The organism is Bradyrhizobium centrolobii, assembly GCF_001641635.1.
Classification (GTDB): domain Bacteria; phylum Pseudomonadota; class Alphaproteobacteria; order Rhizobiales; family Xanthobacteraceae; genus Bradyrhizobium; species Bradyrhizobium centrolobii.
In genome coordinates, this window is record NZ_LUUB01000022.1 from 226,572 (window position 1) to 252,315 (window position 25,744).

General features: G+C 64.9%; 24 protein-coding genes. 10 read left to right on the forward strand and 14 right to left on the reverse strand.

The window, feature by feature from the left end; genetic code table 11:
- Window positions 1-34: 34 nt before the first annotated feature.
- From AYJ54_RS03845 to AYJ54_RS03865, 5 genes are all read left to right on the forward strand, one after another.
- Window positions 35-1,360, forward strand: a complete 1,326-nt coding sequence (locus AYJ54_RS03845) for a copper oxidase (protein WP_063696596.1) — start codon at window positions 35-37, stop codon at window positions 1,358-1,360.
- 36 nt (window positions 1,361-1,396) lie between these two features.
- Window positions 1,397-1,852, forward strand: a complete 456-nt coding sequence (locus tag AYJ54_RS03850; protein WP_063696598.1) for a cupredoxin domain-containing protein — start codon at window positions 1,397-1,399, stop codon at window positions 1,850-1,852.
- A 15-nt stretch (window positions 1,853-1,867) separates the two neighbouring features.
- Window positions 1,868-2,167, forward strand: a complete 300-nt coding sequence (locus AYJ54_RS03855) for a copper-binding protein (RefSeq protein WP_063696600.1) — start codon at window positions 1,868-1,870, stop codon at window positions 2,165-2,167.
- Between the two features lie 338 nt (window positions 2,168-2,505).
- On the forward strand, window positions 2,506-4,647 hold the full coding sequence (gene flhA / locus AYJ54_RS03860; RefSeq protein ID WP_063696602.1) for a flagellar biosynthesis protein FlhA: 2,142 nt from the start codon (window positions 2,506-2,508) through the stop codon (window positions 4,645-4,647).
- 294 nt (window positions 4,648-4,941) lie between these two features.
- A complete protein-coding gene (locus AYJ54_RS03865) occupies window positions 4,942-5,142 on the forward strand; it encodes a hypothetical protein (protein WP_063696604.1) in 201 nt (66 codons plus the stop codon).
- A 291-nt stretch (window positions 5,143-5,433) separates the two neighbouring features.
- Here AYJ54_RS03865 and AYJ54_RS03870 read toward each other — a convergent pair whose 3' ends face one another.
- The 6 genes from AYJ54_RS03870 to fliI form a co-directional block, all read right to left on the reverse strand.
- Window positions 5,434-6,648: an NAD(P)/FAD-dependent oxidoreductase gene (locus AYJ54_RS03870; RefSeq protein ID WP_063696606.1), complete on the reverse strand. Its 1,215-nt coding sequence runs from the start codon at window positions 6,646-6,648 to the stop codon at window positions 5,434-5,436.
- Window positions 6,649-6,768: 120 nt separating this feature from the next.
- A complete protein-coding gene (locus AYJ54_RS03875) occupies window positions 6,769-7,728 on the reverse strand; it encodes a helix-turn-helix transcriptional regulator (RefSeq protein ID WP_063696608.1) in 960 nt (319 codons plus the stop codon).
- Between the two features lie 354 nt (window positions 7,729-8,082).
- The gene (locus AYJ54_RS03880) at window positions 8,083-9,120 is read right to left on the reverse strand and encodes an anti-sigma factor (protein WP_063696610.1); all 1,038 of its coding nucleotides are present in this window, start codon (window positions 9,118-9,120) and stop codon (window positions 8,083-8,085) included.
- A gap of 206 nt (window positions 9,121-9,326) precedes the next feature.
- The gene (locus AYJ54_RS03885; RefSeq protein ID WP_063696611.1) at window positions 9,327-9,872 is read right to left on the reverse strand and encodes a sigma-70 family RNA polymerase sigma factor; all 546 of its coding nucleotides are present in this window, start codon (window positions 9,870-9,872) and stop codon (window positions 9,327-9,329) included.
- Between the two features lie 314 nt (window positions 9,873-10,186).
- Window positions 10,187-10,606 (reverse strand): flagellar export protein FliJ, encoded by a 420-nt coding sequence (gene fliJ / locus AYJ54_RS03890; RefSeq protein WP_063696613.1) that lies wholly within the window; start codon window positions 10,604-10,606, stop codon window positions 10,187-10,189.
- 121 nt (window positions 10,607-10,727) lie between these two features.
- Window positions 10,728-12,053: a flagellar protein export ATPase FliI gene (gene fliI / locus AYJ54_RS03895; RefSeq protein ID WP_063696615.1), complete on the reverse strand. Its 1,326-nt coding sequence runs from the start codon at window positions 12,051-12,053 to the stop codon at window positions 10,728-10,730.
- Between the two features lie 399 nt (window positions 12,054-12,452).
- Here fliI and ctrA point away from each other — a divergent pair, with 399 nt between their 5' ends.
- Complete coding sequence (gene ctrA / locus AYJ54_RS03900; protein WP_016848562.1) at window positions 12,453-13,154, forward strand: response regulator transcription factor CtrA; 702 nt, start codon at window positions 12,453-12,455, stop codon at window positions 13,152-13,154.
- 120 nt (window positions 13,155-13,274) lie between these two features.
- On the opposite strand, the gene AYJ54_RS03905 is transcribed toward ctrA, so the two are convergent.
- Together AYJ54_RS03905 and AYJ54_RS03910 are read right to left on the reverse strand one after the other, a co-directional pair.
- The gene (locus tag AYJ54_RS03905; RefSeq protein ID WP_063696616.1) at window positions 13,275-14,858 is read right to left on the reverse strand and encodes a hypothetical protein; all 1,584 of its coding nucleotides are present in this window, start codon (window positions 14,856-14,858) and stop codon (window positions 13,275-13,277) included.
- A 77-nt stretch (window positions 14,859-14,935) separates the two neighbouring features.
- Window positions 14,936-16,768, reverse strand: a complete 1,833-nt coding sequence (locus AYJ54_RS03910) for a CHAT domain-containing tetratricopeptide repeat protein (RefSeq protein ID WP_063696618.1) — start codon at window positions 16,766-16,768, stop codon at window positions 14,936-14,938.
- Window positions 16,769-17,183: 415 nt separating this feature from the next.
- Between AYJ54_RS03910 and AYJ54_RS03915 the strand changes: the two genes are divergently transcribed.
- The 4 genes from AYJ54_RS03915 to AYJ54_RS03930 all read left to right on the forward strand — a co-directional run bounded on the left by AYJ54_RS03915 (window position 17,184) and on the right by AYJ54_RS03930 (window position 19,474).
- Window positions 17,184-17,588 carry a DUF350 domain-containing protein gene (locus AYJ54_RS03915; protein ID WP_063696620.1) on the forward strand — a complete coding sequence of 135 codons (405 nt, stop codon included), beginning with the start codon at window positions 17,184-17,186 and terminating at the stop codon, window positions 17,586-17,588.
- Between the two features lie 14 nt (window positions 17,589-17,602).
- A complete protein-coding gene (locus tag AYJ54_RS03920) occupies window positions 17,603-18,007 on the forward strand; it encodes a hypothetical protein (RefSeq protein WP_063696622.1) in 405 nt (134 codons plus the stop codon).
- A 66-nt stretch (window positions 18,008-18,073) separates the two neighbouring features.
- Window positions 18,074-18,310 carry a hypothetical protein gene (locus AYJ54_RS03925; protein ID WP_063696624.1) on the forward strand — a complete coding sequence of 79 codons (237 nt, stop codon included), beginning with the start codon at window positions 18,074-18,076 and terminating at the stop codon, window positions 18,308-18,310.
- Between the two features lie 3 nt (window positions 18,311-18,313).
- Window positions 18,314-19,474, forward strand: coding sequence for a glutathionylspermidine synthase family protein (locus tag AYJ54_RS03930; protein WP_063696625.1), 1,161 nt, complete (start codon window positions 18,314-18,316; stop codon window positions 19,472-19,474).
- 56 nt (window positions 19,475-19,530) lie between these two features.
- On the opposite strand, the gene AYJ54_RS03935 is transcribed toward AYJ54_RS03930, so the two are convergent.
- The 6 genes from AYJ54_RS03935 to AYJ54_RS03960 all read right to left on the reverse strand — a co-directional run.
- The gene (locus tag AYJ54_RS03935; RefSeq protein ID WP_245328867.1) at window positions 19,531-20,076 is read right to left on the reverse strand and encodes a hypothetical protein; all 546 of its coding nucleotides are present in this window, start codon (window positions 20,074-20,076) and stop codon (window positions 19,531-19,533) included.
- Between the two features lie 204 nt (window positions 20,077-20,280).
- Window positions 20,281-21,153 (reverse strand): CheR family methyltransferase, encoded by an 873-nt coding sequence (locus tag AYJ54_RS03940; RefSeq protein WP_063696627.1) that lies wholly within the window; start codon window positions 21,151-21,153, stop codon window positions 20,281-20,283.
- Window positions 21,150-22,349, reverse strand: coding sequence for a protein-glutamate methylesterase/protein-glutamine glutaminase (locus AYJ54_RS03945; protein WP_063696629.1), 1,200 nt, complete (start codon window positions 22,347-22,349; stop codon window positions 21,150-21,152). The genes AYJ54_RS03940 and AYJ54_RS03945 overlap by 4 nt, the downstream gene beginning before the upstream one ends.
- Window positions 22,350-22,423: 74 nt before the next feature.
- Window positions 22,424-22,789, reverse strand: a complete 366-nt coding sequence (locus AYJ54_RS03950) for a response regulator (protein WP_007600538.1) — start codon at window positions 22,787-22,789, stop codon at window positions 22,424-22,426.
- Between the two features lie 72 nt (window positions 22,790-22,861).
- The gene (locus AYJ54_RS03955) at window positions 22,862-23,332 is read right to left on the reverse strand and encodes a chemotaxis protein CheW (RefSeq protein ID WP_063696631.1); all 471 of its coding nucleotides are present in this window, start codon (window positions 23,330-23,332) and stop codon (window positions 22,862-22,864) included.
- A 101-nt stretch (window positions 23,333-23,433) separates the two neighbouring features.
- The coding region (locus AYJ54_RS03960) for a hybrid sensor histidine kinase/response regulator (RefSeq protein ID WP_063696632.1) at window positions 23,434-25,744 on the reverse strand (2,311 nt) is incomplete at its 5' end.

The following is a 25,744-nucleotide window of genomic DNA, read 5'->3' on the forward strand; positions in this document are numbered from 1 at the left end:
CCTGCCGATGGCGGCCACTGAACGGAGGCAGACAATGTTTTCCCGTCGAGGATTTTTGGGTTCAGCAGTACTCGTCGGTGCAAGCGCGCTTCAAGGCCGCGTGCAAGCAGCATCCATTCCCGAAGCGCCACACATGGACAAGGTGGTGATGCAGCCGCCGCTACACCCGACCAGTGGCCCCGATTATCGCCCGGTCGTCACGCTCAATGGCTGGACGCTGCCGTTCCGCATGAACGGCGACTGGAAGGAGTTTCACCTGGTCGCCGAGCCGGTCGTGCGTGAATTCGCCGAAGGCATGAAAGTCAACCTGTGGGGTTACAACGGCCAGGCGCCGGGGCCGACCATCGAGGCCGTCGAAGGCGACAAGGTTCGCATCTTCGTCACGAACAAATTGCCCGAGCACACGACCGTGCACTGGCACGGCATGATCGTTCCGAGCGGCATGGACGGCGTCGGCGGCCTGAATCAGCCGCACATCCCTCCGGGCAAGACCTTCGTCTACGAATTCGAAATGAAGAAGAGCGGGACCTTCATGTACCACCCGCATTCCGACGAGATGGTGCAGATGGCGATGGGCATGATGGGCATGGTCGTCGTGCATCCGCGCGATCAGAATTTCCGTCCCGTCGACCGCGACTTCGTCTTCGTCATGAGCACCTATCGCGTCGACCCCGGCACCTACTTGCCGAAAGTCAACGAGATGACCGACTTCAACATGTGGACCTGGAACGCGCGCGTGTTTCCCGGCATCGATCCCTTGCCGGTCAGGCTCGGCGACAAGGTGCGCGTGCGCATCGGCAATCTCAGCATGACCAACCATCCGATCCATCTGCACGGCCACAGCTTCGCGGTGACCTGCACCGACGGCGGCTGGATTCCGGAGAGCGCGCAATATCCGGAGACGACCACCGATGTGCCGGTCGGCGCCGTGCGCGTGTTCGACGTTCTCGCCGACAATCCCGGCGACTGGGCGTTCCACTGCCACAAGTCGCATCACACCATGAATGCGATGGGCCACGACATGCGCAACATGATCGGCGTGTCGCGCAAGGATCTCGCGCGTGCCGTCGGCAAGCTCGCGCCGGATGCGATGGTCATGGGCCAGGCCGGCATGGCGATGGGCAACATGGAGATGCCCGCGCCGGACAACACGCTGCCGATGATGACGGGCGCGGGGCAGTTCGGCCCGATCGAGATGGGCGGCATGTTCACGGTGATGAAGATCCGCGAGGGGATGGCGCGCGACGACTATCGCGATCCCGGTCCCTACCAATTCCCGCAAGGCACCGTCGCCTACGAGGTCGCCTCGCCGGGTGCGGAGCCGGCGCGCCAACCAAGCGCGCCAATGAAAAAGATGTGACCGAGCGTTTCGACGAACCAGCAACTGGAGACCAAGATGAAGAAGACCACGATGATCACACTGGCGGCATTCTCGCTTTTGGCCGCGCCCGCCATCGCGCACGAGCATCACCGGCACGAAAGCTTCTCGGCCGGTGAGCCCGGCGATCCCAAAAAGCCCGCGCGCACCATCGAGATCGCGATGAGCGAGATGGACTACGAGCCCTCCAGGATCGAGGTCAAACGCGGCAAGCAGATCCGCTTCGTGCTGCGCAATATCGGCAAGGAGGACCATGAATTCCTGCTCGCCACCACGAAAGAGAATCTCGCCCATGCCGAGGTGATGAAGAAGCATCCGCACATGGAGCATGACGATCCCAACGGGGTGCGGCTCGCGCCGAACAAGACGGCCGAGATCGTCTGGAAGTTCACCAAGGCTGGCACGTTCGAATTTTCCTGCCTGATCCCCGACCATCGCGACTACGGCATGGTCGGCCACGTCACCGTGAAGTAAGCGATGGAGAGAGTCATGAAACCGATCATCCGCCTGACCGCAGCGATCGCTCTGACGCTGGGCCTGACCCTGGCCGCAAGTGCGCAGGCCGCCTCCGTGAATGGCGAGGTCAAGAAGATCGACGAGGCCGCCGGCAAGATCACGCTCAAGCACGGAGCAGCCAAGAGCCTCGGCATGGATGAGCCCATGACCATGGTCTATCGCGTCAAGGACCCCGCCATGCTCAAGCAGGTGAAGGTCGGCGACAAGGTGACGTTCGAGGCCGAGGAGGCGGCGTCGGGGTATACGGTGACGAAGATGCAGAAGGCGAAGTAAGTCGCGCCCTCCCCTCAACCGTCATTCCGGGGCGGTCCGCAGGACCGAACCCGGAATCTCGAGGTTCCGGGTTCGGCTCTTCGAGCCGCGCCGGAACGACTCCCGAGAGGCTAACCCTAGCGACCCCCGTCCGCCGCCTTGCCGCCCCCTCCGTTAACCCTTTGCTAACCATACACCGGGCAAAAATTGCCGGGTGAAGTCGAGTGTCGTCGGCCGCGTAAAACGGGAGGACCCCCGTGGACGCCAGTGCGGTGCCTCACTTTCGGAGCGGTGGCCCATCGGCCGCCGCGCAGACGTTTGGCGCGCGCGGGCGGCAATCGCGCGGGGAGGCAGCTACCATGGTCGACGTCACCGCGGGACAGGGCGTAGGCGGCGCAAGGCCCGGCCTCCCCTCCCTCACCGAGATCGGCAACATCCTCAAGCGCGGCGACATCGCGCTGGCGCTCGGCATCCTCACCATCCTGGTGGTGCTGATCCTGCCCCTGCCTTCGATCGTGCTGGACCTGTTCCTGGCGATCTCGATAACGCTCTCGATCCTGATCCTGATGACGGCGCTGTTCATCCAGGCGCCGCTGGAATTCTCCGCCTTCCCGACCATCCTCCTGATCTCGACCATGCTGCGCCTGTCGCTCAACATGGCCTCGACCCGCCTGATCCTGTCGCACGGGCACGAGGGGACGGATGCCGCCGGTCACGTCATCGAAGCCTTCGGCAGCTTCGTGATGGGCGGCAATTTCGTCATCGGCATCATCGTCTTCGCCATCCTGATCATCGTCAACTTCGTCGTCATCACCAAGGGCTCGGGCCGCATCGCCGAAGTCGCCGCGCGCTTCCACCTCGACGCCATGCCCGGCAAGCAGATGGCGATCGACGCCGATCTCTCCGCCGGCCTGATCGACGAGAAGGTCGCCAAGGAGCGGCGCAAGGCGCTGGAGGACGAGAGCGGCTTCTTCGGCGCCATGGACGGTGCCTCCAAATTCGTCCGCGGCGATGCGATCGCCGGCCTCCTGATCGTCTTCATCAACGTCGTCGGCGGCATGATCATCGGCGTCGCGCAGCAGGGCCTGTCCTTCGCGGACGCCGGGCGCAGCTACACGCTGCTGACGGTCGGTGACGGCCTCGTCACGCAGGTGCCGGCGCTGATCGTCTCGACCGCGGCGGGCCTGCTCGTCTCCAAGGCCGGCGTCTCCGGCGCGGCCGACAAGGCGCTGATGAAGCAGTTCTCCGGCTATCCGCAGGCCCTCGCGATGTCCTCGGCTGTGATGCTGGTGCTGGCGGCGCTGCCGGGCATTCCGACCATTCCCTTCCTCGCGCTCGGCGCCGGCGCCGGCGCGCTCGCCTGGCAGGCGCGCAACCACAAGAAGACCGCCGTCAAGGCCGAGGAAGCCGCCAAGACCGCCCCCGCGCCCGGAACGCCCGGCGCGCCGGGCGCCGCCGCAGCGGAGGAGCCGATCTCGGCGGCGCTGAAGATCGATGACCTCAAGATCGAGCTCGGCTACGCGCTATTGCCGCTCGTCAATGGGCCCGACGGCACCGACCGCCTCACCGAGCAGATCAAGGCGCTGCGCCGCTCGCTCGCGATCGAGATGGGTTTTGTGATGCCGGCGGTGCGCATCCTCGACAACGTCCAGCTCGAGGCCAACACCTACATCATCAAGATCAAGGAGGTCGACTCCGGCAGCGGCAAGATCTGGCCGAACCAGTTCATGGTCATGGACCCCGGCGGCAACCAGGTGCAGGTGCCCGGCATCCACACCACCGAGCCGACCTTCGGCCTGCCCGCGACCTGGGTCGACGCCAGCCTCAAGGAGGAGGCCTCCCTCAAGGGCTACACCGTCGTCGACGCCGCAACCGTGCTCTCGACCCACCTCACCGAGCTGCTCAAGGCCAACATGTCCGACCTGCTCTCCTATGGCGAGGTGCAGAAGCTGCTCAAGGAGCTGCCGAAGGAGCAGAGCGAGCTGGTCAAGGACATCGTGCCGGCGCAGGTCACGGTCTCCGGCATCCAGCGCGTGCTGCAACTGCTGCTCGCCGAGCGCATTTCGATCCGCGACCTCTCGACCATCCTCGAAGGCATCGCCGACTCGCTCGCCTTCTCGCGCAATCCCGCCACCATGGTCGAGCATGTCCGCGCCCGCCTGGCGCGGCAGATCTGCGCGCAAAACACCTCCTACAATGGCTACCTGCCGCTGATCGCGCTGTCAGCGCGTTGGGAGCAGGCCTTTGCCGAGTCCATCGTCGGCCAGGGCGAGGAGCGCAGCCTCGCGATGCAGCCGTCGAAACTGTCGGAGTTCATGACTGCCGTGCGCGAAGCCTTCGAGCGTGCCGCGCGCGAAGGTGAGGCGCCGGTGCTGGTGACGTCTGCGGCAATTCGGCCCTTCGTGCGCTCCCTGGTCGAGCGGTTCCGCGCCCAGACCACCGTGCTGTCGCAGGCCGAAATTCACCCCAGGGCGAGGTTGAAAACGGTCGGAAGCATCTGATTTGCCTTAAGAAGCCGTGTGTTTTTCGGCCACATGCAAATGGTTTTTGAGTTCCTGGCGCCTTGTCGACCAGACGCCGATGAGGCACCGTACGGGCACATTACAGCTTTGAAATAATTATATTATTGAACGATTAATCGCCGTTTTTGATCGCGACCGTTCACGTCATTTCACGCTCTTGTGATCTCCCCTTGGGAACGAATCTCCTCATTACTAGGTTGTTGGGCATCGGAAGCATGAACCTGCCTGAACAGGGCAGCGACTACTTCGGGTAGATGGCGGCAGGAGGCTTCCATGAACCACTCGATCTACAGCGCGGATCGCGCGACCCATCTGAAGATTGTGGTCGTGGCGCTCGTCGCAGGGATCGTGGTGGCAGGCTTCGGTATCACGGCGCGCTGGAGTTCGGATGAAGGCCTGACCCAGACCGCCCGCGTCATCAAGGCCGGGAAGCCGGTCGCGATCACCAGCACGAACGCATCTCTCGTTCGTTAAGGAGTTTTGACGAGTTTCAGGAATTCACGCGGCTCTTTACCAGCCCCCCAAAGTCGCCACGTGGATATGTAGACGACCCCAACCCCAAGTCGACTACGGAAAGCGCCCGCCCCCCACGGGCGCTTTCTCATTTTGCGGGGACGACTCCCCGCGAAGGCGGGAATCCAATACGCCGCGGCTTTTCCGCTTCACATAGCCGTCTCTGGAATATTGGATCGTCCGCCTCCGCGGACGATGACACCGAGTATCTGGTGCGAGCGATCACCACCCAACGATCGAGAACGAATGCTCCTACCGCGCGCCATAGGTCGGCGGCGGTGCCTGCACGGTCGGCGCGGCCGCGGCGAAGAGGTCGTGCTTGCTGCGGGTGAGCGGCGGATAGATGCGCTTGCAGTTGATGGTCTGCTTCGTCGCCTTCGCGGCCGCACCGGTCGTGCGCACCTCGCGGTCCCATCCTTCGGTGTAGAGCGCGCCCCAACCGCCGAGATCGAGCACGGTCACGTACCAGTCGATCCGTAGCGGCAGCATCGGCTGGCCGGCGAGATCGGCCACCACATTGTGGCCGGCGAAGCGGCCCATGGGACGGGCAAACTGGCAGGACATCACGGTCGGATGCAGCCCATCGACCACGCTCGAGGCGACGTCGCCGGCCGCGAACACCCCAGGCAGATCCGCAACCTGCATGAAGGGATTGACCAGGAGGCGCCCGAGACGATCGCGCGCGCCCGGCAGGCTCGCAGCAAGCGGACTTGCGCGCATGCCGGCGCACCAGACCACGGTCTGCGTGGCGATGACCTCGCCCGAGCTCAGGCGAATGCCGGCAGCTTCCACGGCCTCGACCCGCACGCCGAGACGCGTCTCCACCTCGAGCGACGACAACGCCGTCTCGATGACGGGGCGCGCGTGCTCGCCGATGGTCGCGCCCACAACGGGATTGGGATCGACCAGGATGATGCGACGGCTGCCGGTCATGCCGGCGCGCGTCAGCCTGTCGGGCATTTCGGCCGCGACCTCGATGCCGGTGAAGCCGGCGCCGACCACCACGACCGTCGCACGCCCCGGCGACGGCGCGCTGTGCCCCATCGACGTGAGATGGGCATCGAGGCGCAGCGCCGCGGCATAGGAGTCGACATCGAAGCCGTGCTCCGCGAGGCCGGGAATGTCGGGACGCATCACCTCGCTGCCGAGTGCGAGCACGAGCCGATCATAGGCCAGTGCCTCCTCGCCGCGGCTCGTGAGAAGCGAAACCTCGCGCCGCGCCGGATCGATGGCCTCGACCTCACCGATCCCGTGGCTGACGCCGATCGGATCGAGCACCTGTCCGAGCGGGATCGCGACCTCGCTCAGATCGACCTCGTAATTGCGCACGCGGATGTTGTGATAGGGATTGCGGTCGACGACGTGAATGTCGATGTCAGCTGCGCCGATCTGATCGCGCTTGCGCGCGGCGCCGATGGCCGCCCACAGGCCTGCAAATCCGGCGCCGAGCACGATGATGCGCACCATGTCCGCCTACGCGCTTTCCTCGGAGATATCCGAAAATCCGTGTCGGCCGATATATAGCGTATCCGGCCGGGCGGACCAACCGCGACACCCGACCCGCCATGCAAAACTGCGACGTGAGCCTCACACTTCGCGCGTTTCCGACGGCGTTGCGCCAAAACGCTTGCGGAAGGCGCGGTTGAAATAGGACAGATCGGAAAAACCCGCCGAATGCGCGATGTCGCTGATCTTGCGCGCCTTGGCGCGGGGATCGCTGAGCAGCTTTCGCGCGAGCAGGAGGCGCTGCTCAAGCACGAATTCGGTGAAGGTCGTACCGGCCTGCTCGAACAGCCGTTGCGTCTGGCGCGGGCTTAGCCCTGAACGCATGGCGACCTCGGACAGGCAGAGATCGTTGCGGCCGAGCGCGGCCATCACGTCGGCGCGCATGAGATCGAGGCGGGCTGCCGCTTGTCCGCGGCCGCGCGCGAGGCTGGCGTGCTCCGCATCGGTGCCGAGCAGGAGGCCGACGAGATCGATCATGTGCTGCGCAGTCAGGCGCTGGCCGACGGCATCGAGATGCGGCCCCTGATTGGCGGCGAGCGCGTGGTAGCGGAAGATGGTTTCGGCGATCGCGCCGTCGGAAAGAACCTGCGAGAGCTTGTCCTCGGCGCGCGGACTGATGTCGAGCAGCGCGCGGCGCGGCATGCGGATGGTGGTGAAACGATCCTCATCGGTGTGGCCGACCGTGCCGGTGACGCTCATGTCGGCGAGCACCATCTGCGACGGCGCGAGCTCGAGGGTGCAGCCATTCTGTCCGACGCGGACGAGGCCTGCATGCGCCGATATCAGCACGAGATCGTCGCTGCCGTCGGCGAGGCTGCTCTGCGTGCGCGAATATTGCGCCGAGGCGCCTTCGGGGATGCCGAGCGCGATGTCGCCGATCACGCTGATCTGGAGCCGGCAATCGATGCTGTCGCCGCGGCTCGGCCCGACATCGAGGCCGCAGGGCCCGCAGGCCCTGTCGCGCCATTGCTCGAACGCCGGGCCGCGCGGCAGCCCTGCGTATTGGTGAAAGAAGATGCCCGGTGTCTTCGCTGCATCCATCTGATTTCTCGCCCTCTCCGGCGCAGCAAACCGCGCCGCCAATCCTCAATTGCGCGCATTTGACGCAGCGAACTGCGGAGAGGTTCAAAAGGACGGAGCGGGCTGTGGGAGACTTGTCGAAATGCGACGGCGAGATGGATCGTGGCGACATGGCCTGATCGGCCATGGCTGCCACGTTGTTCGTTGAAGCGCCAAATGCCTCCCCCGCGTCGTCCTGGACAAGCGAGCCGAGCGAGCGCCGATCCAGGACCCATTACTACAGAATCGGGTTTGGCGAAGACTCGGGGTTGCCAACTCGCGCCGCGACTACGCCCTGGGGTAATGGGTCGGATTTCGCCAGGACGACGGTGAAACTTACTTCTTCGCAGGAGCCTGCGGCTGGGGCGGCGGCACGGTTTCGATCAGCTTGCCGGAGAACACCGGCGCCGAGGTCGGCTGACCGCTGGGCGATCCGCCGGCCTGCTCGACGGTGACGGCATAGGTCGCGCTGTTGACGACGTCGGCGTCGAATGAGGCGAGCACCGGACGCGCGGTGAAGTCACCGGCGCCGATCACGCCGAGCGAGCGCGGACGCGGCAGCTTGTCGGAAATCAGCCAGAGCTCAAAACTCTTGCCGGGCTCGGGCGTCGCGCCGACCTTGCGCACGGTGAAATTCCTGGTCGCACCGTCGATGGTGAGGATGAAGGCGGGGCCGCCGCCCTGGCCCTGCAACAGCGCGACATATTGCGAGGACGAAGCGAGCGGCGCGGCGGGCGTCTTCACCTCGACCGTCTGGATGCGCGGTACGGGGCGAAGCGCGCCGGGCAGCGCATCGGGCTGGAAGATCTGAAGCGACAGCGTCACAAGCAGCGCGGCTGCGAGCGCGCCGACTGCGGCCGCGACTCTTCGCCAGCGCTTCACGCGGCCTTCGAGGCGGATCACGTTGCTGTCGTCGGCGACCGGGGCAGGCGTAACGGGCACGACCTGAGGGTCGGGAGCGTGGACCTGTGGCATGAATTGGCGCAGGAAATCCGAGGTGATGTCCGGCGCGGCCTGCTCAGACTCCGGGACCGGCTCCGGTGCCGGCACTGGCGGCGGCGCCTCGAGCAGCCCCGGCGGCTCGTGAGTCGGAGGTGACTCCTGCGTCGCCGGTGGCTCCTGCACTGCCGGCGGCTGTTGCGATGAGGCGGCCTGCGCGATCGCGGACTTGATGCCCTCCCACACGATCGGCCGCGGCTCGACCGAGCCGACCATCTGGTTCAGCACGCCGAGGCGGAATTCCCAGGCCTGCACGATCGCGGCGAAGTCCTTGTCCACCGCCATCATGGTCTCGACCTGCGCGCGCTCCTCGGCATCGAGCGTGCCGAGCGCATATTCGGCGGCGAGCGCGATATGGTCTTCCGTGTACGCCATCAGCGTCCTTCACCTCTCCCATGGCGAGAGGTCGATTTGCATCTGGCGATGCGAAGCATCGTCGAGTGCAAATCGGGTGAGGGGTTCAGGTCCAACGAGAGAGCGAGACCCCTCGCCCGCATAGCATCACGCGATGCAATGCGACCTCTCCCTACGGGAGAGGTGAACTGAGAACGCCGCGCTCGCTTGTACACTCTCGTCATCCTCTAAAGTCCGAGGCACTCCCGGATATCCATCATGCTGCGCCTCAGCCAGGTCTTCACCGTGTTGACCGGCGCGGCAAATTTCTCTGCCAGCTGCTCGCGGCTCCAGCCGTTGTAATAGGCGAGAAGCACGAGCCTCTGACGGTCCGGTTCGAGCCGGCCGATGCATTCCAGGAGCCGCTTCAACTCTTCCGTCATCTCCCGGCGCGCCAAGGGGTCTGGACTCTCGCCAGCAACTTCCATCGCCTGAGGCTCTTCCTCGATGGAGGCTTCGGTCTTCTTGCGCACGAGATCGATGGCACGGTTGCGCGCGATCGACGCCATCCACGTGATCGGCGACGACAGCGCCGGGTTGAACTGGCCGGCGCTGTGCCAGATCTTGACGTAGGTCTCCTGAATGACCTCCTCTGCGAGATCCTGTCGGCGCAAGATACGGATCACGACGCCATAGAGTTTCGCGCGCGTGGCGCCGTACAGGCGCTCGAATGCCGCCTCATCGCCCTTCGCCACCGCTGCGATCAGCCCGACCAGCTCTGCTGGCGTCAGCATTCAGCCCCCCAACACGCGCCGCCTGTTCACCTCTCCCCGACGGGGAGAGGTCGATTTGCGCAGCAAATCGGGTGAGGGGGCGCAGGGCTCACGGGAGACCGTGACCCCTCACCCGGCGCTCCGCGCCGACCTCTCCCTGAGGGAGAGGTAGACACCTCCGTCGCTGGCACAGCTTTCATCCGTACTACCATAGCGCGCAGCGAAGCCCGCCACCAAGGGGCGGAGCGCCACACTGTGGACAGCAAATACGAAAACCCGGACCTTGCGGGTCCGGGTTTCTCAAATTCTTGCGCGATTGAGCCGCTGGCAGTGCCTCAGGCGATGGCGCCCATGCGGGCGCGCATCAGGCCGATGCTGTCGAGATCGGCCTGCTCGCGGGCGCTCTCCTCGGCCCGCTCGCGGGCCTGGTCGCGCTCGTCCAGAAGCTCGACCTTCTTCAGTTCCTCGAAGGCCTCGCCCAGTGCGGTCTTGGCCTCCTCGAGCTGCCCCTTCAGCTCGTCGGCCGAGCGGGTCAGGTTCTCGCGGCGCTGGATGGCGGCCTTGGCATAGGTCGGATAGGCGAAATGCGAGGGATCGTTGATCCCGGCACGCTCCTGCTCGGTCATGATCTCGCGTTCGAGATCGGTCGACATCCGCTGGAAGTCGGCGATCATGGTCTCGATCTGGGTGACCCTGCGGCGCTTCTCGTCGACCTGAAACTTTTTCAGGCGGATGAGGGTTTCACGTGACTTCATCGACTCGTACTCCCCAGAAGTCCCCTTGCTGCACGTGGGACGACACCGGTCTCCCCACGGGCCCAATTGGGGCCCCGACCGGCTTGGCTACTCTGTGGGATCGGATGATGACCTGACAAAGTTAGCGTTCCGTTTCCAAATTGGCGAGGATTTGCGCCAACTGGCGGTAGCCGTCCCCAAGCGATGCACTTTCGTCCTTGCGCTGGCGCAGGAAGGCCTCCAGCGGCTCGTGCAGCCGGATCGCCTCGTCGACCTCGGGGCTGGAACCTGCCCGATAGGCACCCAACCGGATCAATTCCTCCATGTCGGCATAGGTCGCCATCACCTGGCGAGCCCTCTGGATGGTCGGCCAGAACTGCGGGTCGGCCGATTTCGGCATGGTTCGGGAGACGGATTTGAGGATGTTGATCGCGGGGTAACGGCCGCGCTCGGCGATGGAGCGCTGCATCACGATGTGCCCGTCGAGGATGCCGCGGACGGCGTCCGCGATCGGCTCATTATGATCGTCGCCGTCGACCAGCACCGTGAAGATCGCGGTGATGGCGCCCTCGCCCAGCCCAGGACCGGCGCGCTCCAGGAGCTTCGGCAGCTCGGTGAAGACGGTCGGCGTGTAGCCCTTGGCGGTCGGCGGCTCGCCCGCGGAGAGCCCGATCTCGCGCTGGGCCATGGCAAAGCGCGTCACAGAGTCCATCAGGCACAGGACGTCCTTGTCCTCGTCGCGGAAATATTCGGCGACCGCGAGCGTCAGATAGGCGGCCTGCCGCCGCATCAGTGCCGGCTCGTCCGAAGTCGCGACCACCACCACCGAGCGCGCCAACCCCTCCTCGCCGAGGTCGTCCTGCAAAAACTCCTGCACCTCGCGGCCGCGTTCGCCGATCAGCCCGATGACGCTGACATCGGCATCGACGTTGCGGGCGAGCATCGAGAGCAGCACGGATTTGCCGACACCGGAGCCGGCGAAGATGCCCATGCGTTGGCCGCGGCAGCAGGTGAGAAAGGTGTTCATCGCGCGCACGCCGAGATCGAGCGGGGCGCCGACGCGTTTGCGCGAATGCGCCGGCGGCGGCGCGTTGCGGAACGGCATCGGCGAGGTTCCCTGCGGCAGCGGCCCCTTGCCGTCGATCGGCTCGCCCAGCGCATCGACGACGCGGCCGAGCCAGGCTGCACTTGGCCGCACCTGGTTGGCGGCATTTGCGATGACGGCCTTGCAACCGCGGCGTACGCCGTCGAGACCGGCGAACGGCATCACGACAGCGTTGCTGCCGGAGAAGCCGATCACCTCGCAGGGAATGGAGCGGTTGGCGCCGGTCTCGATCACGAGCCGCGCGCCCACCGACATGGCGTGAATGGGCCCGGCGACCTCGACCATCAAGCCGCGTACGCCCACCACGCGGCCATATATATTGACGCCGTCGATGTCGCCGATCTGTTCGGCAAGCGCCTTCATTCGGCTAGCGCCTTGATGAATTTAGACTTCATGGCGAAAACCTTAAGTTTCGCCATATTTCTGAACGGCGCTTAACTTCGTGTTTACCCGCATCATTAATCATTGCGTCACTTGTCTTTGTGACTGAGCGCGCCTCCCTTTCAGAAGAAGGCTGAGTCGCGGGAGTCGGTTAGGCCCGTCTCTTAAAGTGGAACTTGAACGGAACTGGGTGACGAAAGCTGCTCTCGCGCAAGACCTTAGGGCGATTCGACAAAAATTGCACCGTGGGGCTTGCGTTCCAGAATCAGATTTTGTTAACCATCAGACGTCAGGATCCGAATCAGTTGTTCAAAGGCGTTTTGTTGAGTGCCGCGAATGCGGCCGACCTGACGCCCGGAGCGGCGACTATGGGGAACTGGCATGCGCGTTTTGCTGATTGAAGATGACAGCGCCGTCGCGCAGTCGATCGAGCTGATGTTGAAGTCGGAGAGCTTCAACGTCTACACGACCGACCTGGGGGAAGAGGGCGTCGATCTCGGTAAACTATACGATTACGACATTATTCTTCTCGATCTCAACCTGCCCGACATGTCCGGTTACGACGTGCTCAAGCAGCTCCGGGTCTCCAAGATCAAGACACCGATTCTGATCCTCTCCGGCCTCGCCGGCATCGAGGACAAGGTCAAGGGTCTCGGCGTCGGCGCCGACGACTACATGACCAAGCCCTTCCACAAGGACGAGCTGGTGGCCCGCATCCACGCGATCGTGCGCCGCTCCAAGGGCCACGCCCAGTCGGTCATCCAGACCGGCGATCTCGTCGTCAACCTCGACACCAAGACGGTGGAAGTCGGCGGCCAGCGCGTGCACCTGACCGGCAAGGAATACCAGATGCTGGAGCTGCTCTCGCTCCGCAAGGGCACGACGCTCACCAAGGAAATGTTCCTCAACCACCTCTATGGCGGCATGGACGAGCCGGAGCTGAAGATCATCGACGTCTTCATCTGCAAGCTCCGCAAGAAGCTCGCCAACGCCTCCGAAGGCCGCAACTTCATCGAGACCGTGTGGGGCCGCGGCTACGTGCTGCGCGAGCCGCACGAGGCCGACGAGCGCATCCCCGCCTGATCAGGGTAAGTCGCGAGCCCACGGGCTCGCTCCTCCCAGCCTGGACCCCGCCGCAAATGGCGGGGTTTTTGTTTTTGGGGGTTCCGACCGCGCCCGGACTGGCGCGTCCCGGATCCGATCTCAGGCGCCGGCGAGCACGGGAGTGGCCAGTACCGGACGCTTGACCGGGCAGCGCGCGGCCGCCTCGCGCAGGCGTCCGATCATCGCGTAGCCGATGATGAATCCGAACGCGAAGGTCGGAAGCACGAAGGAGAGCGTGAACGTCCATCCGGAGACGCCATTGACGATCTCCATCACGGGCATGTGGACGACATGGTGGATGGCAAGCAGCATCCATAACATCACCGTCATGCCGCCACCGAAGACAAGGCCATCTCTCAACTGCCTTGTCTGCCTCGACCGCCTGCCCCACGTCGAATCCTGCACCAGCAGGGCCGTCATCGCACCGATGCCCCAGGGAAAGATCAACAGCGGCAGTTCGTGCAGCACCACGTCGCCAAAAGGCCGGTCCGGAAACTGGTAGAAGTCGAACGTCGCCTGCACCGGGAAGAAGATCAGCGCGCTGACGAGGCCGACCGACAGGATGAACCCGACCGGCAGCCGGCCGAAGATGTTCTCGTTCGCGAACGCGTAGTGTCGCTTGAAGTAGTAGACCAGCCAGAAGTTCATGATGAACTGAAGAGGAGTCGTGAGCAACGTCCGCAGCACGCCTGCGGATTGATCTCCGGGAAGATGAACGATCTTCCCCGAGCCGAGCAGCCACAGGAGGCACCAGCCGGAGGTGAAGGCCGCGACGATCGCCACGAACTTCAGGATGCCGGGCGAGGTCGAATCCAGCGCGAACCCGATCGCTCCCAGTCTGCGCTTGCTGCGGGCAAGCGTCCATTCACCGGCCAGGGCCGCGCGTGTGGCAAAGAGCAGGAGGTTGTTGAGCAGGGAATCCATGTCCTTGCGCAGATCCTCCAGCATGCATCCGGCCGCGGTCTGGGCGGCCAGCTGGAGCTGGCTGACCGTGCTGTGGCGGGTCGAAAGGGAGTCGAGGGCCTGCCAGTCGTTCGGCTCCACCTCGCTGTCCTCCATGATCGCACCGTAGATCTCGCCGCTGCTCTTGAGCACGCGGACCGTGCGGAAGCACAAGGCATCGTACACAGACAGGAGCTCCGCATGGAGATCGGCGTTGCGCTCCATGAAGCTCTCGTGCCTTTCGGCACAGCGCTCGAGATGGAGCATCAGCGCCGAGATCTTGAGGAATCGCGACTGGATGGCGGTCGACTGCACGGCGCGGAAGTCGTCGACCTGGTAGCCGATCCTGGACAGTTTGCGCTGAAGGATCGGCATGTCGGCGGGATGGACCTGAAATGGCGATGCCGCCAGCGTGTCACGCAGCGCCAGCGCGCTGACGGGAATTCCGGCCAGCTCCTGGCAGAGGCTTCGCCACCACCTGGGAAGGAAGGGAATGATCCAGACGAAGATCAGGAGCCAGATCGTGGCAAGCGGCGACAGCTTCTGCGGAAGCAGCGCATAGGCGATCAGGAATGGCGCGATGAAGACAGCGACGCCGAATGCGAACAGAGGCCTTGTCGTGAACGAGCGGGTGCCTTTGAGCGTGTGAAACCTGAACCAGTAGAACAGGACGACAAGAAGCGGCGCACCGAAGGCGTCGCAGATCGCATTCAGGAATTCCACGAAATTATCGAGCGTCACGGTGAACTCCTATCGCTAGGGTTCGCTGGTGGAGGACGCGCCGGGCACCACGGCATCCGGCGGTCCCTGATGAAAAATCACGCGGCCTGAGCGACGATCTTGGCCTTCTGCACCAGGAGGTCGATATTGTCGGGCGCAAGTGCAATCGCGCTGTCCATGTCGATCTGGGCGTTCGTCAGGTCCTTGATCTGCGCATAGGCATTGGCCCGCGATACGAAATACTTCGGTTCGTTCTGGTTCAGCTCGACGGCCTTGCCGAAGGCCTTGATCGCTTCCTCGAGATAGCCGCGCTTGTCGTCGGTGCCCGCAGCCGTCATGCTGACGATGCCCTTGATCCAGTAGAATTCGGCGTTGTTCGACTTGAGCCTGATCGCCTCCGTAATGTCGGCCAGCGCGTTCTCGTAAAGGCCGACCGTCACGTTGAAATTGGCTCTTCGCACGAAATATTCCGGCTTTGCCGGATCGAGCTTCAGCATGTAGGCGAAACTGGCCGCAGCCTTCGGGATTTGCTTCTGCTTGTGCTGAAGCGTTCCGAGATCGAAATAGATCCTGGCGAGCCGGACCGAGAGATCATTGTCGTCCGCGAGCAGGCTGTGCAGCTCCTGTCCACGCCGGGTCAGATCCTCCAGCGCCTCGATCGTGACCGGGGTGACGGCGAGCGCGTCCATGAATTCCTCGCGCCGCCGCCGCAGTGCCTCCTTCGATGGGCGGCCTGTCTCGGGCGGGCCCGCCGGCGGCGGCGGCGTTTCGACGTCGAAGATCCTGCCGTCGGACGAGCGCATGTAGAGAACAGGAATTCCCCATTCCACCCGGGATTTCTGCTGGATGAATTTGCGGGCGAGCGTCACCGCATCGTCGATGGGACGGTTGCCGGCGAGAGCGGCATAGAATCCTTCCGACATCGAGATCGCTGCATTGTCGGTGATGGGAAACTGCATCGCCACCACGGCGGGCAGCCATCCCGTCTTCATCAGGCCGATCGCCGGATTGCCAAAGCGGTCGCCAACATTGATCCTGGCGCTCTCGCAGCAATTGAGTACGATCAGGCGAAGGCTCTTGCGGGCTCCCGTCAGCATCGTCGCAAGATCCGAGGCGAATTTCTTGACCGGCTTGCCGTCCTCATCGACCATGACGACGAAGCCGCGCTCGTCGAAGCTGCCGCCGCCGAGACCGGGCTGGGCGTCGTCGACCCCGCCATGCCCGATGAAGTGGAAGATGTGCCACTCGCCTTCGAGCAGCTTCTTCATCAGGTCTTTTCCGGTCCCGCCCGGGACCCACTGGAAGTCGACCCGCCCCTCGTGCTGGAGCGCGTCGATGCCCTTGTTGATGCGATCGCGCTCCCTGACGACGTCGAGCTTCGGCCATTCGCGGGTCGAGGGATCGGCGATCATGCCGAGAATGCGCAACGGTCCCTTGACGCCCATCCGGCCGACGCCGCCCGCCGTCTCCAGATACCGCACGACGGGACGCGTGAGGCTGACGAAGCCAGGCATGTCGTCTTCGTCGTAGAGGTATTCCCAGGGCAATCCGGCAAGCTCGCTCGCCTCGATGCGCAGCTTGATCCTCAGGTCCTGCGCCGCGCCCTTGCTGCGCTCGTAGATGCGCTGGATCGACGGAACCTCGGTGAAGACGCTGCGAAAGACCCCGCGTCCGAAATCCCGCAGCACCTGTTCACCGCGCGTCGCCGGGCCCTGGCGATTTTTCTCGTCGATCTCCAGGACGGCGTTTTCCAGCTCTCCCCGCAGCTTTGCCAGCTCACCCGGCGCTGAGAACCAGAACTTCACCCGGCTCTTCGGAGCCTCGCCGGCCGGCGACTTGACAACGCGGCCGTAATATTGCTGAGGGCCGCCCCCCACCGGCAGATCGGAGCCGATCTCGAGCTCGAAATCTTCGTATTCGGCAACAGGCATTTTGAGCCTCACTCAAAACAAAACTTCTTACCTGATCGAAGAATCCCTCAAATTTGGATGGTCCGCTTTGACATGGCCGCCCGCGCGTTGGCGACACACATCGCCGCCGGTCAAATCATTCTGATCTGATCGTTCATGCGCCGGAGAGCAACTCTCGTCGAGGGCGCAATTCATGTGCTCCTCCAGGCCAACGGCAACGTCAGTGAGCCAGACTATCACACGCAACTTCAGGACGCATTTGTGAAGCAGGTCTCACATTGCCCGAAAAGTTTGGGCCGTGCCGGACGGCCGCCACGCCGGCGGCCTGGGCCAATTTCGAGGGCCAGTTTTGTTCTTGGGGATCGAACGGATCCGGCCGGTGCGGCGACCAAACGATCGTGCCAGAATTCCCGCGGTAACAGTCGGACCTCACAGCATGATTCTGCAATCGCTCGCCGGCCTGCCCGCCTTCCTGGTCTATTTCTGCACCGGGCTGATCGCGATCGTGGCGTATCTGTTCGTCTATACCCGCATCACCCCGCACAACGAATTCCAGCTCATCCGTGACAACGACCCTGCCGCCGCGATTGCGCTCGGTCTCAGCCTGCTCGGCTTCGTGGCGCCGCTGGTCAGTGCGATCGCGCATTCGGCCAATGTGGTGGACTGCCTGATCTGGGCGGCTATCGCGCTGGTCGTCCAGGTCATCGTGTTCTACCTCGTGAGGGTCCCGGTGCCGAACCTGTCGGGGCGGATTGCCGCCGGCGAACTCGCGCCGGCGATCTGGCTCGGTCTGTCTTCCCTCGCCGCAGGCCTGCTGAATGCGGCCTGCATGATCTACTGATCTGATCCTGCGACATGGTCGAGAAGCGTCCCACCAAGGAGTTTGGCAAGCGCCGGCCGGCGTCCGTGGCGTCGCCGCCACGGGAGCCGGTCAAGCGCTCCGGTCATGTCGCGCTCCTGGTCATGGGCACGATCGCGGTCGGCACCACCGCCTACACGCTGATGCCGCGACAAAATTGCGATCCGCCTCCTCCCGGGGCGGCAGCGCCGGCGCAGACGAGCACGGCCTGCAACAGCAGCAGCCACGGCTCCTCAGGCGGCAGCGGCGGCTCACGGTGGTCGTCGCGATCGAGCTTCTTCAGCAGCGACTCGTCGAGCCATTCGTCGTCGGGGACGTCGTCCGACTCCCGCTCCAGCGGTGTCACCCGCGGCGGTTTCGGCTCCTTTGCGCATGCCTTCGGCTTCTCGGGCGGCGGCTGAGGCGCGAGGTTTTGAATTCAACGCCGCGCACCAGTCTGCTTAGGTGAAGCTGCGGGAGGAAATGGCATGAAACGCTCGCGAAGGGTCGTGCTCACCCTGATGGGCAGCGCCGCGGTCGGTGCGGTCTCGATGGGATTCGCAAAGCGCGAGCGGCCCTGCGGCCCCGGCCTCGAGGCCGTGCCCGGCATCGACGGCCGACCCTATTGCCGGCCGAGCTATGGCGGCTTCGGCGGCACGCTGCATAACATGCATGGCCATGGTCACGGCGGCCATGGCGGTCACGGTCACGGCGGCGGCGGCTGACACATGCAACGCATCGTTTGTCCGGAACGAGACGACTGGCGGCAGACCGCAGAGCAATGCGGCTTCGATTTCCACACCATCGACGGCGAACGCTATTGGGACGAGCGCGCCTACTATGCCTTCACGCTCGACGAGATCGAGCGCGGCATCGAGACCCCGACCGGCGAGATCGACGCGATGTGCCGCGAGCTCGCCGGCCGCGTGATCGGCGACGAGCGCCATCTGCAGCGGTTGCAGATTCCGGAAGCGTTCTGGGATCTGATCGCGGAAAGCTGGGAGCGCGACGACCGCAGCCTCTACGGCCGGCTCGACCTGAAGTTCGACGGCGCGGCTCCGGCAAAGCTGCTCGAATACAACGCCGATACGCCGACCTCCATCTTCGAGGCCGCGGTGTTTCAATGGACCTGGCTCGAGCAGGCGATCGATCGGCGCATCGTCCCGGCGCGCGCCGACCAGTTCAATTCCATCCATGAGCGGCTGATCGACGCGTGGTCGGCGATCGGCGCCGGCCATCATCTGCATCTCACCGGCACCACCGGCAATGACGAGGACGCCGGCACGCTCGCCTATCTCGAGGACACCGCACGCCAGGCCGGGCTTGCAACCACGCTGCTCGACATCGAGGAGATCGGCTGGCGCGAGGCGGGCGGCTGCTTCGTCGACCTCGACGACCGCGACATCGCGCTTGCCTTCAAGCTGTACCCCTGGGAGTGGATGTTCCACGACGAGTTCGGGACCAAGCTCGGGACCGCGCCGACGCGCTGGATCGAGCCGCCGTGGAAGGCGGTGCTCTCCAACAAGGGCATCCTGCCGCTGTTGTGGGAGATGTTTCCGAACCATCCCAACCTGCTGCCGGCGTTCTTCGAGGACGATCCGCGCACAGCCGAGCTCGGAATGTCCTATGTGCGCAAGCCGCTGCTGTCGCGCGAGGGCGCCAATGTCACGCTGGTCTCGGGCGGCATCCCGCTCGACGAGCACGCAGGCCCGTACGGCGCCGAAGGTTTCGTGCGCCAGGCACTGTCGCCGCTGCCGAACTTCTCGGGCTTCTACCCGGTGGTGGGAAGCTGGCTGGTGGACCACGAACCGTGCGGCCTGTCGATCCGCGAGGACGAGAGCCCGATCACGGGCAACAGCTCGCGCTTCCTCCCGCACGCGATCTTGTGAAAGGCGCGCTCGCTACCTCGTCGGCAAGGCGCGAGCGCGGGGATTTGCGTGCCTGCTCAGGGTGTCTTGACGATGAATCTGCCGTCGTACAGGCCGGCGCCCTTGAACCCACTTTGCACACTTTCGAAGCCGCCCGTGCCCGTCGCGTTTGCGTACGCCCCGGTGCCCGACAGGATCGTATATTCACCCTTTGCCCGACCATCCTTGATCGCGCCGGTGTAGCGCGCCGTGATCGAGGATCCGTCATCAAAGGTGTAGGTGCTGTAGCCGTAGATGGGTCCCGAGCCCTTGAGCAAGTCGGCGGAATTGACGAAGTCTTTCACCGCAATGCGGCCGTCCTTGAAGAAGGCAACGCCAAACATCTTGCCGGACGTGACCGTCTGACCTTCGACGTTTGCGACTTCACTGATCTTGACGTCTATCGGCTTGGTGACGAGCTTGAATTCGAGTACCTGCTCGCCGGCGAGAGCAGTTGCGGGCAACGAAAGCGCCGCCAAAATGAAATACGAGGCGCAAGACATTCGCATGGGCATGTCCTCCTCACAACAGTTCATGATCTTGAATGAAATCCCGCCCCAGTCCGGTGGGACGACCGGGAGCATAACACAACCCTCAGATGCTGGTGAGAGCGGCCATCGCGCTGCACCGCGGCGCCAGCTCCGGCGCGCGGTAGCTGAGTAATCCGCATCATCAAACGCTGGTGAAACGCCGCGCATAACGACGGCGAAAAAAAGCCGTCAGGTGTTGCCGGTCATCCGCAACAACGATGCTGTCTCAAATCGCCTGTCGTGCGCCTGATCCTGCGTTCACCGGGCTGCGGCGACCTTGAAGCCCGAGAAGAGCGGCGCGCCGGCGGGACGTACACCGCGCGCAGGGTTGAGCTGATAGAGCCCGCGGCGGTCGGCGACGGGACGGAAGGCATCCGTGATGCCGACGACGGATTCAGCGGCGCCGAGCAGCAGCGTGCCGTCGACCTCCAGGCCCTTCGCCATGCGCTCGAAGATCACCGCCTTGGTGTCCTGGTCGAAATAGATCAGCACGTTGCGGCAGAAGATGACGTCGAACGTGCCGAGATGGGAGAAGTCCTGCAACAGATTGAGCTGGCGGAACTGCACCATCGAACGGACGTCGGCATTGAGCTGCCAGATGTCGCCTGACTGCGTGAAATACTTGACCAGGAGCTGGATCGGCAGGCCGCGCTGCACCTCGAACTGGCTGTAGACGCCGGCCTTGGATTTCTCCAGCACCTCCTGCGACAGGTCGGTGGCGACGATCTCGATGCGCCAGCCGGCGAACGCCGCGCCCATTTCCTTCAGGCACATCGCGATCGAATAGGGCTCCTGCCCCGTCGACGATGCCGCCGACCAGATGCGCAGGCTCTTGCGCGCGCCGCGCGCCTGGATCAGGCCGGGCAGGATGGTGTCGCGCAGATGATCGAACGGCACCTTGTCGCGGAAGAAGAAGGTCTCGTTGGTGGTCATGGCTTCGACCACGTCGGTCGCAAGCCTGCCATCACCGCTCCTGACCTTCTGCACGAGATCCGGAATGCCGGACAGGCTCGCCCTGCGGGCAAGCGGCAGCAGCCGGCTCTCGACCAGATACTGCTTGTCGGCGGAGAGATCGAGACCGGAGCGCTCTTTCAGGAACTTGCGCAGATACTCATAGTCCGCGGGCGTCACGAGCGGTCTCCCGCAAACAGGCGATTGACCTTCGCGCCGATCTGGGTGAGCGGCAGGATCGCGGCGCAGATGCCCGCATTGGCTGCCGCGCCCGGCATGCCCCACACCACGCTCGAGGCCTCGTCCTGTGCGATGACGCTGCCGCCGGCGGCGACGATGTCCTTGCCGCCGCGCATGCCGTCCGAGCCCATGCCGGTCAGGATCACGGCGAGGATGCCGCCGTGCCAGATATCGATCGCCGAGGTGAAGAGCGGATCGACCGCGGGCTTGCAGAAGTTGACGGCGGGACCGTCATCGAGCGCGATCGCGGTGTCCGCGCCGTTGCGCACGACGCGCATGTGCCTGCCGCCGGGCGCGAGATAGATCCGCCCTGCTTTCACCGGTTCGCCGTCGACCGCTTCATGCGCGGGCCGGCGGCTCGTGCGCGCCAGGTGCTCGGCGAGAATGGTGGTGAAGGTCGGCGGCATGTGCTGGGTGATCAGCACCGGGAAGCGGTCGATCACCGGACCGAGCTCGGTCACCAGTGCCATCAACGCCTGCGGACCACCGGTCGAGGAGCCGATCAGGAGCACCTTCGGCGCCTGCGCCGAGAACGGGCGTGTGGTCAGGGAAAGGGATGAGGTCGCATGCGCGGCGAGCGCTGCCGGGGCCAGCGTGGCAGGCCGCGCGGCCGGCTCACGCGCGGGCGGTGCATGAACTGCGGGTGCCAGCGGCGGGCTGGCGACCGCGGGCTTCCTGCGCAGCCGCGCGCCGAGATGGCGGATCTTCTGGATCAGGTCGTGGTGGAAGATGTCGGCGGCCGATGCTTCACGCGTCGACTCCGGCTTCGGAATGTAGTCGGCCGCGCCCAGCGACAGTGCCTTGAAGCTGATCTCCGCATTGCGGCGGGTCAGCGTGGAGGCCATGATGATGACGAGGTCGCGCTTCTTCGCGAGCAGCTTCGGCAGCGCCGAGAGACCATCGAGGTCGGGCATTTCGATGTCGAGCACGGCAACATCGGGGTTGATGCGTTCGAGCTGGTTGACCGCTTCGAGGCCGGTGCGCAGCGAAGCTGCGACCTCCATGTCGTGTTCGGCTCCGATCCAGCGCGAGATCAGACCGCGAATGACGACGGAGTCGTCGACGATCATCACCCGCAGCGGCCCGGCTCCGCGAGACGGGCTCGTGGTCGAACTACCTGCGAACGCAACACTCATTACTCACCAACTCAGACTGGAACGGTTCAGTTGCAACAAACGCCGAAGGATCCGTTCAGCCTCCGGTCGATCGCTTAGATCAGGCCGACTTCCTGGAACTTCGCCGTCACGATGTCCTTGTCGAACGGTTTCATGATGTACTCGTTGGCTCCGGCATGCAGCGCGCGCGCAATGTGCGCGACGTCGTTCTCGGTGGTGCAGAACACCACCTTGGGCTGGTCGCCGCCGGGCATGCGCCTGAGATGGCCGAGGAATTCGTAGCCATCCATGACCGGCATGTTCCAGTCGAGCAGCACCGCGTCGGGCAGCCCGCGCTTGCAGGCTTCCAGTGCCTTCTCACCATCCTCGGCTTCGAGAATCTGGAAGTCGAGGCCCTCCAGGATCCGGCGCGCAACCTTGCGGATGACGCTGGAATCGTCAACGACGAGACAAGTTCGCATGTGAACCTCTGCTTCCTGTCCCCTCGAGGGGACGCTTCCAATTGCAAGTCCGGCGGCGGCCTCGCCGCCGCATCAGGCCGCCAGCATGTCCGGCGCAAGCTCGAGGACGCGATCGACGTCGAGGACGACCATGAGCTGGCCGTCGAGGCGGTGGACGCCGCCGGCGAGCTTGGCCATGCGGGGGTCGAGGTTGACGGGGTTGTCCTCCTTGCCGTCCTCGGGCAGGCGCAGCACCTCGCCGATCTGGTCGATCAAAAGGCCGTAGGATTCGCCGCGCAGGTCGACGCCGACCGCCATCGGCGCCTTGCCGGCCTCGGCCTTGGGCAGGCCGAGCCGGGCGCGCATGTCGATCACGGTGACGATGCGGCCGCGCAGGTTGAGCACGCCGGCGATCTCGCGCGAGGCCAAGGGGACGCGGGTGACGCGCTCGGGCATGAACACGTCCTGGACGCGGGAGATCGGCAGGCCGAACAGCTGGCCGCCGATCATCGCGGTGACGTACTCGACCATGGCGCCCTCGGCGGTCTGCATCTTGCTGCTCATCGAAGTATCTCCTTCCCCGCCGCTTGTTGTTGGAGCATGATCTTGTCGGAAAACCGCTTCACACTTTGCGCTAACGCGGCCCTTCGGGTCCGGATCATGCGCTAGGCCGCCGCCCGGCTCAGCTCGGCGGCGCCGGCGGCGCCCGCGGTCTGCTCCTTCAGCGCCGCGATCAGCCCGGGACGGTCGAACTTGGCGACATAGTCGTGGAAGCCGGCCTGCCGGCCGCGCTCGATCGCCGCCGGCGAGACCAGCGCCGAGAGGCCGATGATCGGCGTTCCCGCCAGGTTGTGGTCCGCGCGCAGCGCCTCGGCGAACTCGAACCCGTTCATGTCGGGCATCTCGATGTCGGTCAGCACCACGTCGAAGTTCTGGCCCGCGCGCAGCGTCGCCAGCGCCTCCTGCGCGCCGCCCGCGGTGCGCACCCGGTAGCCGGCCGCCTTCAGCACCGGCGCCAGCATGTTGCGGAAGAAGGCGCTGTCGTCGACCAGCAGCACCGACTGCGCGTGCATCGACGGCTTCATCTCCTTGCGGGTGAACCAGTCGGCGAACGCCATCGGCAGGAAGTGGCCGACGTCGATCACCTCGGTGGCCTGGCCCTTGATCACGGCCGAGCCGAGAATGCCGCTAGCCGTGCCGCCGACCTCGATGTTGAGCCGTTCCTCGACGATGTCGATGATCTCGTCGACGACGAGGCCCATCGAGCGGCCGTCATCGGCGAACACCAGGATCGGCTGGGCGCCCTGGGACGCGATGGTGACGCCCTCCATGGCGACCAGCGGCATCAGCTGCTCGCGGTACTGCACCATGTAGCGGCCGTTACTGAACTCGATCTTGTCGGCGGGCAGCTCCTCGAGGCGGGTGACGAGGCCGAGCGGCACCGCCTTGGGCTGGCTCGAGCCGGCGCGGAACACCAAGAGCGAGGTGGTCTGCTCGCCGCTTCCGATGTGATGGGCGGCGGCCTCATCGGCCAGGTCGTGGGCCGAGGCGCCGGCGGCGCCGAGCGCCTTCGCAATGCCGTTGGGGTCGATGATCATGATCACCGCGCCATCGCCGAGGATGGTGTTGCCGGAGAACATGTCGATGTGGCGCAGCTTGGTCGACATCGGCTTGACCACGATCTCTTCGGTGTGGAACACGCCGTCGACGACGATGCCGAAGGTCTGGCTGCCGACCTGGGTCACCACGATAAAGCCGTTCTCGGGATCGCTAGCGGCGCCATCGTCGATCTTGAGCAGCTTCTTGAGGTGGATCAGCGGCAACAGCTTGTTGCGCAGGCGCAAGACCGCGGTGTCCTTGATGCGCTCGATGCGGTGCTCGGAGTTGGCGCGGGCCCGCACCAGCTCGACCACCGAGAGCTGCGGGATGGCAAAGCGGTCGCCGGCGGCCTCGACGATCAGCGCCGAGACGATCGCCAAGGTCAGCGGGATCTTGATGGTGACGGAGGAGCCTTCGCCGGCGACGCTCTTGATGTCGATGGTGCCGCCGATCTGGTCGATATTGGTGCGCACCACGTCCATGCCGACGCCGCGGCCGGAGACCGAGGTGATGGCGGCGGCGGTGGAGAAGCCCGGCGCGAAGATGAACTTGTGGATCTGCGCCTCGCTCATCTTCTCGAGCTCGGCCTCGGTGACGAGGCCGCTCGAGAGCGCCTTGGCCTTGATCTTCTCGGTGTTGAGGCCTCTTCCGTTGTCGGCGATGCAGATGATGATGTGGCCGCCCTCGTGATAGGCGGACAGCCGAATCGTGCCCTGCTCGCCCTTGCCGCTCGCCAGCCGCTCGGCCGGGGTCTCCAGGCCATGGTCGGCGGAGTTGCGCACCATGTGGGTGAGCGGATCCTTGATCAGGTCGAGCACCTGGCGGTCGAGCTCGGTGTCGGCGCCGTGCATCTCGAGCTCGATCTGCTTGCCGAGTTCGCTCGACAGGTCGCGCACGATGCGCGGCAGCTTCTGCCAGGCATTGCCGATCGGCTGCATCCGCGTCTTCATGACGCCCTCCTGCAGCTCGGCGGTGACGTTGGAGAGGCGCTGCAACGGCACCTTGAACTCGGTGTCCTCGTTGCGGCGGGAGATCTCCAGGAGCTGGTTGCGGGTCAGGACCAGCTCGGAGACCATGGTCATCAAATGCTCCAGCGTATCCACGTTGACGCGGATCGACTGGTTGGCGATGCGGTCGCCGTCGGCGGCGGTCTCGTCGGCCATCGACCTCTTGGGCGCGGCCTTCTCCCGGGCGGCGGGTTTGGCGGCGTCCTTGACGGGCGCCGCGGCGGCCGGCGCCGGCGCGGCCCTGGCGACCGGCGTCGGCACCTCGATCGCGGTCTCGCGGAAGGCGCGCTCGAGTTCGTCCAGCGACACCTCGCCCGGGCGCAGCGGGCGCTCCAGGGTCTGCGCGACCAGCGCGCCCGTGGTCAGCTGC

Coding starts and splice junctions, on each gene's coding strand:
- AYJ54_RS03845 (WP_063696596.1), top strand. CDS start 35: ATGTTTTCCCGTCGAGGATTTTTGGGTTCAGCAGTACTCGTCGGTGCA.
- AYJ54_RS03850 (WP_063696598.1), top strand. CDS start 1,397: ATGAAGAAGACCACGATGATCACACTGGCGGCATTCTCGCTTTTGGCC.
- AYJ54_RS03855 (WP_063696600.1), top strand. CDS start 1,868: ATGAAACCGATCATCCGCCTGACCGCAGCGATCGCTCTGACGCTGGGC.
- flhA (WP_063696602.1), top strand. CDS start 2,506: ATGGTCGACGTCACCGCGGGACAGGGCGTAGGCGGCGCAAGGCCCGGC.
- AYJ54_RS03865 (WP_063696604.1), top strand. CDS start 4,942: ATGAACCACTCGATCTACAGCGCGGATCGCGCGACCCATCTGAAGATT.
- AYJ54_RS03870 (WP_063696606.1), bottom strand. CDS start 6,648: ATGGTGCGCATCATCGTGCTCGGCGCCGGATTTGCAGGCCTGTGGGCG.
- AYJ54_RS03875 (WP_063696608.1), bottom strand. CDS start 7,728: ATGGATGCAGCGAAGACACCGGGCATCTTCTTTCACCAATACGCAGGG.
- AYJ54_RS03880 (WP_063696610.1), bottom strand. CDS start 9,120: ATGGCGTACACGGAAGACCATATCGCGCTCGCCGCCGAATATGCGCTC.
- AYJ54_RS03885 (WP_063696611.1), bottom strand. CDS start 9,872: ATGCTGACGCCAGCAGAGCTGGTCGGGCTGATCGCAGCGGTGGCGAAG.
- fliJ (WP_063696613.1), bottom strand. CDS start 10,606: ATGAAGTCACGTGAAACCCTCATCCGCCTGAAAAAGTTTCAGGTCGAC.
- fliI (WP_063696615.1), bottom strand. CDS start 12,053: ATGAAGGCGCTTGCCGAACAGATCGGCGACATCGACGGCGTCAATATA.
- ctrA (WP_016848562.1), top strand. CDS start 12,453: ATGCGCGTTTTGCTGATTGAAGATGACAGCGCCGTCGCGCAGTCGATC.
- AYJ54_RS03910 (WP_063696618.1), bottom strand. CDS start 16,768: ATGCCTGTTGCCGAATACGAAGATTTCGAGCTCGAGATCGGCTCCGAT.
- AYJ54_RS03915 (WP_063696620.1), top strand. CDS start 17,184: ATGATTCTGCAATCGCTCGCCGGCCTGCCCGCCTTCCTGGTCTATTTC.
- AYJ54_RS03920 (WP_063696622.1), top strand. CDS start 17,603: ATGGTCGAGAAGCGTCCCACCAAGGAGTTTGGCAAGCGCCGGCCGGCG.
- AYJ54_RS03925 (WP_063696624.1), top strand. CDS start 18,074: ATGAAACGCTCGCGAAGGGTCGTGCTCACCCTGATGGGCAGCGCCGCG.
- AYJ54_RS03930 (WP_063696625.1), top strand. CDS start 18,314: ATGCAACGCATCGTTTGTCCGGAACGAGACGACTGGCGGCAGACCGCA.
- AYJ54_RS03935 (WP_245328867.1), bottom strand. CDS start 20,076: ATGCTCCCGGTCGTCCCACCGGACTGGGGCGGGATTTCATTCAAGATC.
- AYJ54_RS03945 (WP_063696629.1), bottom strand. CDS start 22,349: ATGAGTGTTGCGTTCGCAGGTAGTTCGACCACGAGCCCGTCTCGCGGA.
- AYJ54_RS03950 (WP_007600538.1), bottom strand. CDS start 22,789: ATGCGAACTTGTCTCGTCGTTGACGATTCCAGCGTCATCCGCAAGGTT.
- AYJ54_RS03955 (WP_063696631.1), bottom strand. CDS start 23,332: ATGAGCAGCAAGATGCAGACCGCCGAGGGCGCCATGGTCGAGTACGTC.